Genomic DNA, 13,264 nt, shown 5'->3' on the forward strand with positions numbered 1-13,264 from the left:
GACGTGAGCGACCAGGACGACGACGAGCTGATCGCACAGCTGTGGCTCGAGGTCCGCCCGCACCAGCTCGTGTCGGTCGACGAGCTGGTGGCCGACGTGACCGCGGTGCAGGCCGACCGGACGTCGGCGGCCTGGCAGCGGGTGCGTGCGACGAGCCACCGGCTCGCCGGCACCCTGGGCTCGTTCGGTCAGCAGCCGGCCGGCGACATCGCGCTCGCGCTGGACCGGGTCGTCGGCGGTGTCGAGCAGCCCGACCAGACCTGCGTCGATCGCGCGGCCGAGCTGGCGGTCGCCCTGCGCGACGAGATGCACCGCGCTGCGGACGAGCGCTAGCTCGAAGGTTCGCGGCCGTCGGCCGGCGCGGTGGGGGCACCACGGCGGGTCGGCGGTGGTGCGGACGCGACCGTCGGTCGCTCCTCCTGACCGGGCACCCGACAGCAGTCGACGGGGCAGGCGTCCCAGTTCGGGCCGCGCGTCCCGAGGGCCCGCTGCGGGGCGCCGGCGTGGCGCTCGCGGACCAGCTCGGCGAGGCCCGCGACGAACCGGGGGTCGGTCCCGACCGTCCCGGCACGCGCGAACGGCAGACCGAGGCCCGCTGCGGTCGCCCGCGCCTCGATGTCGAGGTCGTAGACGACCTCGAGGTGGTCGGACACGAAGCCGATGGGGACCACGACCACACCGGGACAGCCGGCGGCGGCCAGGTCGGTGAGGTGGTCGTTGACGTCCGGCGTCAACCACGGCACCTCAGGCGGACCGGAGCGCGAGTTGTAGACCAACTCCCACGCCCGACCGGGGAAGGCGGCCATGACCAGCCGACACGCCTCGTGGTGCTCGACCTCATAGTCGCTGTGGCGCGACATCGTGCGGGGGATCGAGTGGGTGGTGAACACCATGCGTGCACCGGCGCGGGCCTCCTCGGGCAGCTCGTCGAGCGCGGCGTGGATCAGGTCCGCCTGCGGCTCGAGGAACCCCGGGTGGTTGTAGTAGGCGCGGACCTTGTCGAGCTGCGGGGCACCCGGGCCGACGGCGTCGGCCGCCCGGGCGAGGTCCTCGCGGTACTGGCGGCACCCCGAGTAGCTCGCGTACGCCGAGGTCACCAGGCACAGCGCGCGCTCGACCCCGTCGGCCTGCATCCGTCGCAGCTCGGACTCGAGCCAGGGGGCGGAGTTGCGGTTGCCCCAGTAGACCGGCAACGCGTCACCCTGCGCGGCCAGCTCGGCCTCGAGCGCCGCGCGCAGGGTCCGGTTCTGGTCGTTGATCGGCGAGCGGCCGTCGAAGAGGCGGTAGTGCTGCGACACCTCCTCGAGCCGCTCCCGGGGGATGCCACGACCCGCGGTGACCTGTTCCATGAAGGGCAGGACCTCGTACGGGGCCTCCGGCCCACCGAAGGAGACCAGCAGCACGGCGTCGTAGGTCACGTCAGGCTCCGTCGCAGCGACACGTCCGCGCCGGCGGCGCGCCAGGTGGCATCCAGGCGGTCCAGCCGGGACCGGGTCGGTCGCACGAGCAGCAGGCCGATGAGGCCCGGCAACGCCCCGGCGGTGGCCGCCCACGGCGGGCCGAGCACGAAGGCGAGCGCGACGGCCAGCAGCGCCGGCGCCTCGGCGATCGCGGCCTGCATGACGAGGCGGCTGCGCAGTTCGGCGACGGCCGCCCGGTCGTCGGCTGGCGTCGCGGCGATGAGGCCTCGATCCAGCGCGACGATCCCCACCAGCGCTGCGATGCCCGCCGCGGCGGCGAGCGCGGTCGGGAGGAGGGCAGGGACGGTCGAGTCCGGGTCCGGGACGACGAACGGTACGAGCACGGCGGCCAGCGCGACGACCGCCGTGAACGACAGCCAGAGCGCCTGGACGGAACGCAGCGTCGCACCACCAGCGGTGGGAGCCTGCTCGGTCACGGTGGTCCTGTCTGGTCGCCGCAGCGGTGGGCAGCCTAGGGTCCTGTCCGCGACGCTCGCGTCCGGCGGCGTGCGCACCGAGCCGTGAGGTGGGCCCCGAGTGAACGATGTGGGCAGCGTGGTGCCGGACTGGTTCACCGAGGCGTTGGCCGACCCCGGCGAGGCCGGCAGCGTGACGGTCGCGGGGGCGACCATCCGCTTCCTCGCGTGGGGCCAGCGGTCGGCACCGACGTTGGTGCTCGTCCACGGCGGTGCCGCCCACGCTCGGTGGTGGGCGCCCCTGGCCCCGCTGCTGGCGCGTGACCACCGGGTCATCGCGCTCGATCTGTCCGGCCACGGCGACTCCGACCACCGGGAGGCCTACCCGGTCGAGACCTGGGCCGACGAGGTCCTCGCCGTCGCCCTGGCCGGCGGCGGCGCCCGGCCGCTGACGATCGTCGGCCACTCGATGGGTGGCTTCATCACGATCGTTGCCGCGGCGACGCGCGGCGCCGAACTCGACGGCGCCATCGTCCTGGACTCGCCGGTGTTGCGCCCCGACCCCGAGACGCTCGAGGCCGATCGCACCGGTCGCAACCTGTTCCGGGCGCCGAAGACCTACGCCTCCATCGAGGAGGCCGTCGGCCACTTCCACCTCGTGCCGCCCCAGCCCCGGCGCCACCCCTGGTTGCTCGACGAGGTCGCCCGTCACAGCCTCCGCCAGGTGGAGGGCGGCTGGACCTGGAAGTTCGACCCGCGGCTGTTCGTCACCCGATCGGGGCCGCGGGAACCGAGCGAGTACGGGCCGCAGCTCGCCCGCGCCGCCTGCCGCCTCGCCGTGATCAACGGGGAACGCTCGGCCATCGTGGACGACGACGTGATCGAGCACATGCGCGAACTGGTCGCCGGTTCGCCGGCCGCCGCTGCCGGGGTGCCGTTCGTCCGCGTCCCGGACGCCCACCACCACCTGCTGCTCGACGAGCCGCTCGCGACGGTGACCGCCATCCGGGCCATCCTGGCGACGTGGTCACCCGTCGGCACCGGCCCACGCGCGGTCGCCACCACCGAAGGCACGGCCACCGGACCCGGTGCCACCGCTCCCTGAGCTCGTCAGGCCGGCAGTTCCTGGCTCCTGACAGCCAGGAACTGCCACGGGAACCGGGTGATCCGCGCCCGTCGGCGGCAACTTCTGGCGCCCAGCAGCCAGGAACGGTCACGCAACGCGCGTTGCTTCGCTCGCCTCCGGGTCCCCTCAGTGGCACCGCCGTCGAGTCACAGCTTCCTGAGCAGCACCTGCTCGACGGCGTGGTCCGGGCCCTTCTGGAGGATCAGGTCGGCGCGGGAGCGGGTCGGCAGGACGTTGTCGCGCAGGTTGCGGCCGTTGATGCGTCGCCAGATGTCGGAGGCGGTCGCGTTCGCCTCGTCGTCGTCGAGGTCGGCGTAGCGTGAGAAGTACGACCGCGGGTCGCGGAACGCCGTGCCGCGCAGGGTCCGGAACCGCTCGACGTACCAGCGCTCGATGTCGGCCTCGTCGGCGTCCACGTAGATCGAGAAGTCGAAGTAGTCCGAGACGAACACGCGCTCGTCGCTGCTGGAGCCTGACTGCAGGACGTTGAGGCCCTCGACGATGAGGACGTCCGGTTGGCTCACCACGATGCGTTCGTTCGGGACCACGTCGTAGATCACGTGGTCGTACACCGGTGCGCTGACCTCCGGCTCGCCCGACTTCACGGCCGCGATGAAGTGCACGAGCGAGGCCACGTCGTAGGCCTCGGGGAAGCCCTTGCGGTCCATGAGCCCTCGTCGTTCGAGCTCGGCGTTCGGCCACAGGAAGCCGTCGGTGGTCACGAGCGCGACCTCGGGGTGGTCCGGCCAGCGTGCGAGCAGGGCCTGGAGGATGCGCGAGGTGGTCGATTTGCCGACGGCCACCGAACCGGCGATCCCGATCACGAACGGCACCTTGGCCGCCAGCGAACCGAGGAAGGTGTCCGTCACCCGGTGGAGGTCCTGCCGGGCCGCCACGTAGAGGTTCAGCAGCCGCGACAACGGCAGGTAGACGTCCGCGACCTCGTCGAGGGTCAGACTGTCGGCCGTTCCTCGCAGCTGGTCGACGTCCCGCTGGTCCAGCGTCATCGGGGTCGCCGAGCGCAGCGTCGCCCAGGCGTCGCGGGGGAGCGTCACCCAGGGGGACGGGGTACGGCGGTGCGGCAACGAGGGTCTCCCGGCGCGAGCGCGGATCGGGGCGGCCGGAGGCTAGCGCCGAGGTCCGTGACGGCCGTGGTCGGGTGAGCGCGCGCAGGACCGCCGCGGATGCGCGACACTACGGCCACGGGGCTCCACGTCCAGGCCGAGCGCACGCCGAGCAGCTGTGGGACCCGCTCACGAGAGGTGCGAGGTGTCCGAGACCGCCACGAGGCGACTGCTGCTGCAGCGGTTGCTCGCCGCGGCCATGGTTGCCGTGCTCGTACCGCTGCTGATCGGCATCGGTTCGGTCGCCGACGAGCAGCCCATCGTCGAGGGGCAGCCGGCTCCGAGGACCGTCATCGCCAACGAACAGGTCCGGATCGAGGATCGCGAGCAGACCGAGACGCTCCGTGCCCAAGCGGCCGAGGGGGTCGCCCCGATCACCACCCCCGATCGTGACGCGCAGACCGCGATCGTCCAGGACGCCCGGGCGGCGTTCAGCGCGGCCCGCAGCGCCCGCGAGCCGGTGCAGATCGAGGTCGAGGCCGACGAGGACGGGGCTTCCCTCGCGCGGACCCCGTCGCGCAGCGAGCAGATCGACGCCGTGCTCGCTGCGGTCCCGAGCCTCGGTGAGGAGGTGGCCGAAGCGCTGGTCGCCGTCTCCGATGACGATCTCGACGCCGTCGAGCGCGAGACGCTGGGCCTCGTCACCAACCTCGCCCGCGAGCGGGTGACCGCCGAGGACCTCGACCCGGTCGTCGATGCTGCGGTCGAGGAGGAGACCGCGGTGCGGGCGTTCCCCGGCGACACCGGTCGGGAGGTCGCGGCCCCGCTCGCGCGTGCGGTGATGCGCCCGACCCTGGTGACCGACGCCGAAGCCACCCGCGAGGCCCGGCAACGGGCCGCCGAGGAGGTCGGCGAGGTCGCCCGGGTGTGGAACGCGGGCGAGGCGATCGTGCGGCAGAACCAGGTCGTCGAGTCGCTCGAGTTCCGGGCCATCGAGCGCCTCGGCCAGCTCGGTTCCTCGCCGCTGCGCGCCCTCGGGCGCAGCGGCATCGCGTCGCTGCTGCTGATCGCCGTCGCCGCCGTCTACCTGCAGCGGATGCAGCCGCGGGTCTGGGTCAGCGGCAAGAAGCTCATCCTGCTCGGGGTGTTGACGTCGGCGTTCGCGGCGTTGGTCGTCGGGACCAGCGTGGTCACCGATCTGACCTCACCGGGCATCGCGTACGTGGTGCCCGCGGGCGCGTACGCGATGCTGGTGGCGCTGCTGATCCACCCGGTGGTCGGTATCGCCACGATGCTGCCGGCGGCGGTCCTGGTGCTGCTCGCCTCGCCGACCCGCGGGGCGTTGGCGCTGTTCGCGGCGGCCACCGTGCTGGTCAGCGTCCCCCTCACCACGCGCATCGCAGCCCGGTCCGACCTGCGGTCGGCCACCCTCCGGGCGGCGGTCGCCTACCCGCTGCTCGCGGTCGGGACCGTCGCGGTGTTCGGCCCCAACGACGACCTCCTCGTGGCGCTCGGCGCCGGCGCGCTCGGTGGTCTCGCGACGGCGCTCGTGGTCCAGGGCGCGATGCCGTTCCTGGAGAACCTCTTCCGCCTGCCCACGGTGACCGCACTGCTCGACCTGTCGGACCGCAACCACCCGCTGCTGCGCGAGCTCGAGACCAAGGCGCTCGGGTCCTACAACCACTCGGTGATGGTCGCCTCGCTGACCGAGCGTGCCTGTCGCGAGGTGGGCGCCGACCCGCTGCTCGGGACCGTGGCCGCCCTCTACCACGACATCGGCAAGGTGCGTCAGCCGCACTTCTTCATCGAGAACCAGCAGGGCATCGCCAACCCCCACGACGACCTCGAGCCGGAGGTCAGCGCCGTCATCATCCAGAACCACGTCAAGGACGGGGTCGAGATGGCGACCGAGTACCGGCTGCCGCCCGAGGTGGTCGCCTGCATCGGCTCGCACCACGGCACCATGCTCGTGGGCTACTTCTACGACAAGGCGGTCAAGGCCGCGATCGCGGCGGGTGGAGACGCCGACGAGGTGGACGAGGGCCACTTCCGCTACCACGGCCACAAGCCCCGGTCCAAGGAGGCCGCGATCCTGCTGCTGGCCGACTGCTGCGAGGCGACCACGCGGGCCATGGCCATGTCGCGCGGCACGTTGCCGCGCGACGAGATCGAGGACACCGTCGACCGGCTCCTCGAGGAGCGCGTCGACGACGGACAGTTCGACGACTGCGACCTGACCTTCCGCGAGCTGCGGGCCGCGCGCGACACCATCGTCGAGTCGCTGGTGGGCATCTACCACCCGCGGATCGCCTACCCGGCCAAGCCCGCCGGCGAGGAGGGCGCGAGCGAGGCGGAGCGGCCGAAGCAGGCCCAGCGGTGATCTGCGCCGGTCACTCGCCGAGCGCGAAGCCCTCGTCGAGCAGCCGCGGCGAGTAGCTGCGGAACGCGATGACGGTCTCGGAGGTCTCGATGCCCGCGATGGCGCCGATCCGCCCGGTCACGACGTCGGCGAGGTCCTCGTTGTGGGCGACCACGACCTTCGCGATGAGGTCGTAGCGTCCGGTGACCGAGTACACCTCGCGGACGCCCGGCACCTCGGTGAGCAGACCGGCGACCTCGCCGACGCGGGCGACGTCCACGTCGAGCAGCACGAAGGCGGTGATCACCGGTGACCTCCTCGGGGCGGGTTCACGAGCCTAGCGACGACCCCTTCGCGGCCCGGGTGGCCGCCGTCATCGCCGCCACCTGCCCCGGTGAGGTCGTCACCTACGGCGAGGTGGCGGCCGAGGCGGGCCACCCCGGCGCGGCGCGGGCCGTCGGGCGGGTGCTGCGCGGCTCGGGCGGCACGCTGCCGTGGTGGCGGGTGGTCACCGCCTCGGGGCGGCTGGTCCCCGGGCTCGAGTCCGAGCACGCCGACCGGCTCGAACGCGAGGGCGTGGCGGTCGATCGGGCCCGCGGGCGGGTGTCCCCGCGCCGCGCCGCCGGCGGTCAGCGCTGACGGAGCAGCTCGAGCGCCTCGTCGGCGTGCCTCTCCATGTCGGTCTCGCTGTTGATCGCACCGAGCAGCGTCAGGTCGGTGTCGACCACGAACGTCTGGCGCTTGCTCCACAGGGGGCCCGGCCGCTTGGCACCGAACGCCTTGGCCACCGCACCGGCGGGGTCGGCGAGCAGCGGGTAGTCGAACCCGTGGCTCTCGGCGAAGCGCGCCTGGGTGGCGACGTCATCGCGGCTGACCCCGACCCGGTTGGCCCCGACCGCGGCGAACTCGGCAGCGAGGTCGCGGAAGTGACACGCCTCGGCGGTGCAGCCGCCGGTGAAGGCCTTGGGGTAGAAGAAGACCACCAGCGGTCCGTCCGCGGCGAGCTTGCCGAGGGTGGTGACCTCGCCGGTGTGGAGGGTCACGTCGAGGTCGGGCAGTCGCTGGCCAGGGCTGGGCACGGTGGGGCCTCGTGTCGGAGGGCGGGCACGGTACGCGGGCGCACGTGACGGGGGTTGCCCGCACCGGGCGCGTCGGTTGGCGACCTCCGCCTCCCGGGTAGGGTCCGGGGAGGCGGACGATGCGGGAGCACTTCGGTGGCCGAACGAGGCGTGCTGCACCACCTCGAACTGTACGTGGGCGACCTCGAGCGGGCCTACCGGTTCTGGGGGTGGCTCCTCGGTGAGCTCGGCTACGAACCGCACCAGGAGTGGGACGAGGGCTGCTCGTACCGCTCGGGGGACACCTACCTGGCGCTCGTCGAGGCGCCCGAGGGCGCCCGTGAGCTCGATCGCCGCGACGTCGGGGTCAACCACGTCGCCTTCCACGCGGGCAGCCGCGCCGACGTCGAACGGTTGAGCGCTGAGCTCTCGGAGCGCGGCGGCCGCTTGCTGTACGCCGACCGTCACCCGTACGCTGGTGGCGAGGACCACTTCGCGGCGTTCTGCGAGGATCCCGACGGGCTGAAGGTCGAACTGGTCGCCAGCTGACCCCGGCCGGGTGCCCGGATGCACGTGAACTATGCGCCCTGCGCGCGTTCGGCGCCGACGGGGGATGCGTCGGCCGACGGGGGGCGTTGAACCCGCTGTGCCCGTCAGGCGGCGTCGCGACCCGTCCTGACGACCACCACCGTACAGCCCGGACGCGCTCCCACTGTCCGACGGTGGGCACCACACCCTCGGCGGCTCCGAACCAGCCGTGCGAGGGTGATTCCGCTCCCACCCCGCCAGGAGGCCACGTGAACCCCGTCGAGCTGCCGACCGCCGAGATCGCGGTCGAGGAGCTGCTGGAGCGCTCGGCAGAGCGCGGCTTCGTGCTGCTCTCCGAGCTCCAGGAGCTGTACGTCCCCGAGTTGCACGGCCAGACCTGGATCGACGACGCCATCACCTCGGCCCGGGACGCCGGGGTGCAGGTCATCGACGACGTCGCCGACGACGCTCCCGAGGCGCTCGCCGACCCCACCGCGGCCCTCACCACCGACCTCGTGCGCCAGTACCTCAACGACGCCGGCCGCCACGCCCTCCTGACCAAGGAGGACGAGGCGGACCTGGCCAAGCGCTACCAGGCCGGTCTCGCCGCCGACGAGATGCTCAGGGAGAAGGCCGGGCCGCTGGCCCGCGCCCGCAAGGCGCGCCTGCGCACCGTCAGCCGGGACGGCGCCAAGGCCAAGGAGCGCATGGTCCAGGCCAACCTGCGTCTGGTCGTGCCGCAGGCCCGCAAGTTCTCGGGTCGTGACCTCGACTTCATCGAGCTCATCCAGGAGGGCAACCTCGGGTTGCTCCGTGCGGTCGAGAAGTTCGACCACACCAAGGGCTACAAGTTCTCGACCTACGCGGTGTGGTGGATCCGTCAGGCCCTCCAGCGCGGCGTGGCCAGCAAGGGCCGCACCATCCGCGTGCCGGCTCACGTCTGGGAGCTGTACGGCAAGCTGCGCTCGGCCGAGCTGCGCCTGCGCCAGCAGAAGGGCGGCGATCCCACCGAGGAGGAGATCGCGGCGGAGGTGGGCCTGACCGCCACCCGTGTCCGTGAGGTCCGCGAGGCGATGCAGGAGCTGGTCAGCCTCGACCGGCCGATCGGTGAGGACGGCGACGCCACCATGGGCGACCTGATCGCCGACCACGGCGTGGTCGACCCGGCCGACACGGCCCTCGAGGGTGACGCGATGTCGCAGATCGAGGCAGCCCTCGACGCCCTCGACGACCGCGAGCGCATCATCCTGGTGCTCCGTTTCGGGCTCGGTGGCGAGGAGCCACAGACGCTCGAGGAGATCGGCGCCCACTTCGGCCTCACCCGCGAGCGCATCCGCCAGATGCAGAACCGGGCGCTGGCCAAGCTCCGTCACCCGTCGCGGGCCCACAACCTGTCGGGTCTGCTCGACGTGCTCGACCGAGCAGCCTGAGACCGCTCGTCGCTGCGTAGGCTCCCCGGTCCCCACCCGACCGGGGAGTCTCGCTGTGGACCTCACCACCCGCACGCACCGCCGGCTGCTCGCGGTGGTCGCGGTCATCATGGCTGTGACGGTCGTCGGGCTCGTGCTGCTGTGGCCCTCCGCGTCGGCGTTGCCCGACCGCGCGGAGCCGCCCGAACCGCTGGTGTCGGGCCGCATCCTCGCGGTCGAGATCTCCGGGGTGTCGGACGACCCGATGTTCGGCGGCGGGCAGCTGGCGACCGTCGACGTGGAGGTGCTCGAGGGGCCGGACGAGGGGCGGGTCGTGCAGCTGACCGTCGACCTGTCCGGCTACCCGGACTTCGGACCGGGGGACGGGGTGGAGCTCGCCCGGTCGAGGGCTCCTGACGGCACCGTCGACTACTTCATCACCGACTTCCCGCGGTTGCCCACCCTGGCCGTGCTCATCGGGATGTTCGTCGCGGCCGTGCTGATGATCGGTCGCTGGCACGGCTTGCGGTCCCTGATCGGGCTGACGCTGTCCCTGGTCCTGGTGGTGCGGTTCATCGTGCCGGCCATCCTCGCCGGATCGCACCCACCGCTGGTCGCGCTCGTCGGAGCGCTGGCGGTCATGGTGGTGACCCTCTACCTCGCGCACGGCGTCAACGAGATGACCACGGCGGCCATCGTCGGCACGGCAGGTGCGCTGACCCTCACCGTCGTCCTCGGGCTGGTGTTCATCGATGCGGCGTCCATCACCGGCTTCGCGTCGGAGGATGCCGTCTTCGCCCGCCAGCAGGTGTTCGACCTCGACCTGCAGGGGCTGGTGCTCGCCGGTCTGATCATCGCTTCCCTCGGTGTGCTCGACGACGTGACCGTGTCCCAGGCCTCGACGGTGTTCGCCCTCCACGACACCGACCGCACGCTGCCGTTCACCGCCCTGTTCGCGCGGGCGATGAAGGTGGGGCGCGACCACATCGCGTCCGTGGTCAACACCCTCTTCCTCGCCTACGCCGGTGCGTCGCTCCCGCTCCTGGTGGTGTTCTCGACCGGCGGGCTCGGCACGGGCGAGATCGTCAACTCCGAGGTCCTCGCCGTCGAGATCGTCAAGACCGTCGTCGGCTCGCTCGGCCTGATCGTCGCCGTGCCACTGACCACCGCGCTCGCGGCCGCCGTGGCCGTGCGCCGGGCCGAGGATGCCCCCGTCGTACCGGTCCACGTCCACGCCCACGGCCCCGACGACGTGCCGAGCCACCACCCTGAGGAGGCCGACCTCGAGGAGGCCGACCTCGACGACGACGCCCGCGCCGCGCGCGCCTGGTCGCGGTACCTGCGCGAGCACGGGGTGGATCCGGACCGCACCGATGACGACGATCTCGACCGGGGGCCCGAGGGGCCGCGCGGGTAGGGTCCGCCGCCGGTCATCGCTCGGGAGGGTGCGTACGTGGACGGCGACAGCCTGCTCGTGGGGATCGGCCTGCCGGTCGCCCTGTTCGTCATCATGACGGGCATCGGGCTCACGCTCACCACCGGCGACTTCCGCCGCGAGGCCGCCGCACCGCGCGGCATGGTGGTCGGCGCGATCGGTCAGCTGCTGGTGATGCCGCTGGTGGGGATCGGCATCGTGTGGCTGCTCGGGCTCCAGGGGGTGATCGCGGTGGGCGTGGTCATCGCCGCCACCGTCCCGGGCGGGACCACCTCCAACCTGATCGCCTTCCTCGGTCGCGCCAACGTGGCGCTGTCGATCGTGCTGACGGTGGTGGCGTCCCTCGCGACGGTCGTGACCATCCCGATCGTGGTCAGGTTCGCGCTCGAGCGGTTCGGCGACGGCCAGCGGGCGGTCTCGCTGCCGGTCCTGCAGACCGTCGCGCAGCTGGTGGTGATCGTGCTCGTCCCCGTGCTGCTCGGGATGTGGGTGCGTGCCCGCTCGCCGCAGCTGGCTGCCCGCGCCGAGCGGGGCGTGTCGCTGTTCGGCGCCGTCGTCCTGGTCGTCCTGATCGTCGGTATCGCGATCGAGGTCGGCGACGAGGTGCCGAGCTTCCTGCGCCAGGCCGGCCCCGCCGTGATCCTGCTCAACGTCGCCGGGCTGGTGATCGGCGGGCTCATCGGCTGGGTCGCCGGCCTCCCCAAGCGCGACCGGATCACCATCGCGGTCGAGCTCGGCGTCAAGAACGCCACGCTGGGGATCCTCGTGGCCGGCCTGTTGCGCCCCCTCGATCCGCTGTACGCGGCTCCGTCCGCGGTCTACGGCCTGCTGATGTACGTCTCGGCGGTCCTCGTGGTGCTCTACGGCCGTCGTGTCGCTCTCATGGAGGTTCCCGACCACCCCCGGTGATGTGCGGAGCGCACCCGGACGGGACCCGATCGGGCCCGCGTCGGCCATCGCGATGACACCTCCGCCAACTCCCCGTATCCTCTGCAGGTCCCGCGCGGGGCCGCCCAGGCGGCTCCGGGACACCTTGCACCGACCGAGCACCGCCCCGAGCACCATGAGACACGCTCGTGGCGGCCCGGCCGCGGGACCCGCCACGGGGGACCGGACGCCGCGTCGCGCTCCCGCGACGCGCCCACCCCCACGCGGTCACCTGCGCGCGCCGGGCCGACACCACGAGCCCACCCGGGACGAGACGGAAGCCCCCTTGACCGACGTCACCCCCACCTCCGAGCTGTTCGAGCGCGGTGCCTCGCGCGGGTACGTCCTGCTGAGCGAACTGCAGGACCTCTACGACCCGCTGACGCATCCCGACAACTGGGTCGAGGACACCGCGCAGGCTGCGCGCGACCTCGGCATGCAGGTCCTCGACGACCTCGTCGAGGACGCCGACCGTCCCGAGGCCCAGCCGCTGTCGGCCTCGTCGGACTCGGTGCGCCAGTACCTCAACGAGATCGGGCGCACCGACCTGCTCACTCCCGAGCAGGAGGTCGACCTCGCCAAGCGGTACCAGGCGGGCCTCGCGGCCGACGCCATCCTGGCGTCGGGGGTCAAGCTCACGCCTCGGCGCAAGGTGCAGCTGCGGATGGTCGGTCGGGGTGGGGAACGCTCCAAGGACCACATGATCCGCGCCAACCTGCGCCTCGTGGTCTCGGTGGCCCGCAAGTTCCGCGGACGCGGGGTGGACCTGCTCTCGCTGATCCAGGAGGGCAACCTCGGGCTCATCCGAGGGGTCGAGAAGTTCGACCACACCAAGGGCTACAAGTTCTCGACCTACGCGACCTGGTGGATCCGCCAGGCGCTCCAGCGTGGCCTGGCCAACACCGGCCGCACCGTGCGCCTGCCCGTCCACGTCCACGAGCTGATGGGCAAGGTCCGGTACGCGGAGTTCGCGCTGCTCCAGCAGCTCGGCCGCGAACCCACCGAGCACGAGATCGCCGCGGAGCTCGGTCTGCCGGTCGAGCGCCTGCGCGAGGTCAAGCTCGCCGCCCAGGACGTCGCCTCGCTCGACAAGCCGATCGGCGAGGACGGCGACGCCACCATGGGCGAACTCGTCGCCGACGAGGACGCGATCGACCCCGAGTCCTCCGCGACGGCCGTGCTGGCCAAGCGTGAGGTCGAGCGAGCCCTCGCCGCCCTCACCGACCGCGAGCGCACCGTCCTGATGCTGCGCTACGGGCTGATGGACGGCGAGGAGCACACCCTCGAGGACATCGGTGCCCAGTTCGGGCTGACCCGCGAGCGCATACGGCAGATCGAGAAGAAGACCCTCACCAAGCTGCGTCACCCCTCGCGCGGGTTCCAGCTCCGAGGTCTGCTCGACAGCGTCGATGCGCCGAGCTGACGGGCACGGTGCCGCCACCTGGAGCTGACCGCCTGAGGCGCGGGCTGGTCGTCGGGCTC

General features: G+C 72.5%; 14 protein-coding genes. 9 read left to right on the plus strand and 5 right to left on the minus strand.

What is annotated here, in order from left to right; all coding sequences use genetic code 11:
- The first annotated feature begins 3 nt into the window (after window positions 1-3).
- Window positions 4-333, plus strand: a complete 330-nt coding sequence (locus NITAL_RS14420; protein ID WP_052666939.1) for an Hpt domain-containing protein — start codon at window positions 4-6, stop codon at window positions 331-333.
- Here NITAL_RS14420 and NITAL_RS14425 read toward each other — a convergent pair.
- Window positions 330-1,418 (minus strand): ferrochelatase, encoded by a 1,089-nt coding sequence (locus NITAL_RS14425; RefSeq protein ID WP_083441590.1) that lies wholly within the window; start codon window positions 1,416-1,418, stop codon window positions 330-332. The genes NITAL_RS14420 and NITAL_RS14425 overlap by 4 nt on opposite strands.
- Entirely contained in the window at window positions 1,415-1,897 is a 483-nt protein-coding gene (locus NITAL_RS14430; RefSeq protein WP_052666940.1) for a hypothetical protein, read from the minus strand. The genes NITAL_RS14425 and NITAL_RS14430 overlap by 4 nt, the downstream gene beginning before the upstream one ends.
- 100 nt (window positions 1,898-1,997) lie before the next feature.
- Here NITAL_RS14430 and NITAL_RS14435 point away from each other — a divergent pair, with 100 nt between their 5' ends.
- Window positions 1,998-2,981: an alpha/beta fold hydrolase gene (locus NITAL_RS14435; RefSeq protein ID WP_052666941.1), complete on the plus strand. Its 984-nt coding sequence runs from the start codon at window positions 1,998-2,000 to the stop codon at window positions 2,979-2,981.
- A 167-nt stretch (window positions 2,982-3,148) separates the two neighbouring features.
- Here the strand turns inward: NITAL_RS14435 and coaA are convergent, their stop codons facing one another.
- A complete protein-coding gene (gene coaA, locus NITAL_RS14440; protein WP_211262420.1) occupies window positions 3,149-4,057 on the minus strand; it encodes a type I pantothenate kinase in 909 nt (302 codons plus the stop codon).
- A 214-nt stretch (window positions 4,058-4,271) separates the two neighbouring features.
- On the opposite strand from coaA, the gene NITAL_RS14445 reads away from it, so the two are divergent.
- Entirely contained in the window at window positions 4,272-6,446 is a 2,175-nt protein-coding gene (locus NITAL_RS14445; protein ID WP_052666943.1) for an HD family phosphohydrolase, read from the plus strand.
- 10 nt (window positions 6,447-6,456) lie between these two features.
- On the opposite strand, the gene NITAL_RS14450 is transcribed toward NITAL_RS14445, so the two are convergent.
- A complete protein-coding gene (locus NITAL_RS14450) occupies window positions 6,457-6,732 on the minus strand; it encodes an Lrp/AsnC family transcriptional regulator (protein ID WP_052666944.1) in 276 nt (91 codons plus the stop codon).
- A 2-nt stretch (window positions 6,733-6,734) separates the two neighbouring features.
- Between NITAL_RS14450 and NITAL_RS14455 the strand changes: the two genes are divergently transcribed.
- Window positions 6,735-7,064, plus strand: coding sequence for an MGMT family protein (locus NITAL_RS14455; RefSeq protein WP_083441591.1), 330 nt, complete (start codon window positions 6,735-6,737; stop codon window positions 7,062-7,064).
- On the opposite strand, the gene NITAL_RS14460 is transcribed toward NITAL_RS14455, so the two are convergent.
- The gene (locus NITAL_RS14460) at window positions 7,055-7,504 is read right to left on the minus strand and encodes a peroxiredoxin (protein WP_052666946.1); all 450 of its coding nucleotides are present in this window, start codon (window positions 7,502-7,504) and stop codon (window positions 7,055-7,057) included. The two genes, NITAL_RS14455 and NITAL_RS14460, sit on opposite strands and share 10 nt — an antisense overlap.
- Before the next feature lie 153 nt (window positions 7,505-7,657).
- Between NITAL_RS14460 and NITAL_RS14465 the strand changes: the two genes are divergently transcribed.
- The 5 genes from NITAL_RS14465 to NITAL_RS14485 all read left to right on the plus strand — a co-directional run bounded on the left by NITAL_RS14465 (window position 7,658) and on the right by NITAL_RS14485 (window position 13,205).
- The gene (locus NITAL_RS14465; RefSeq protein WP_342674230.1) at window positions 7,658-8,032 is read left to right on the plus strand and encodes a VOC family protein; all 375 of its coding nucleotides are present in this window, start codon (window positions 7,658-7,660) and stop codon (window positions 8,030-8,032) included.
- A 248-nt stretch (window positions 8,033-8,280) separates the two neighbouring features.
- On the plus strand, window positions 8,281-9,441 hold the full coding sequence (locus tag NITAL_RS14470) for a sigma-70 family RNA polymerase sigma factor (protein WP_157041846.1): 1,161 nt from the start codon (window positions 8,281-8,283) through the stop codon (window positions 9,439-9,441).
- 55 nt (window positions 9,442-9,496) lie between these two features.
- Window positions 9,497-10,837: a YibE/F family protein gene (locus NITAL_RS14475; protein WP_052666947.1), complete on the plus strand. Its 1,341-nt coding sequence runs from the start codon at window positions 9,497-9,499 to the stop codon at window positions 10,835-10,837.
- A 36-nt stretch (window positions 10,838-10,873) separates the two neighbouring features.
- Window positions 10,874-11,764, plus strand: a complete 891-nt coding sequence (locus tag NITAL_RS14480; protein ID WP_083441592.1) for a bile acid:sodium symporter family protein — start codon at window positions 10,874-10,876, stop codon at window positions 11,762-11,764.
- A 304-nt stretch (window positions 11,765-12,068) separates the two neighbouring features.
- Window positions 12,069-13,205 carry a sigma-70 family RNA polymerase sigma factor gene (locus NITAL_RS14485; RefSeq protein ID WP_052666948.1) on the plus strand — a complete coding sequence of 379 codons (1,137 nt, stop codon included), beginning with the start codon at window positions 12,069-12,071 and terminating at the stop codon, window positions 13,203-13,205.
- Window positions 13,206-13,264: the final 59 nt, after the last annotated feature.

This window comes from Nitriliruptor alkaliphilus DSM 45188 (assembly GCF_000969705.1).
Classification (GTDB): Bacteria; Actinomycetota; Nitriliruptoria; order Nitriliruptorales; family Nitriliruptoraceae; genus Nitriliruptor; species Nitriliruptor alkaliphilus.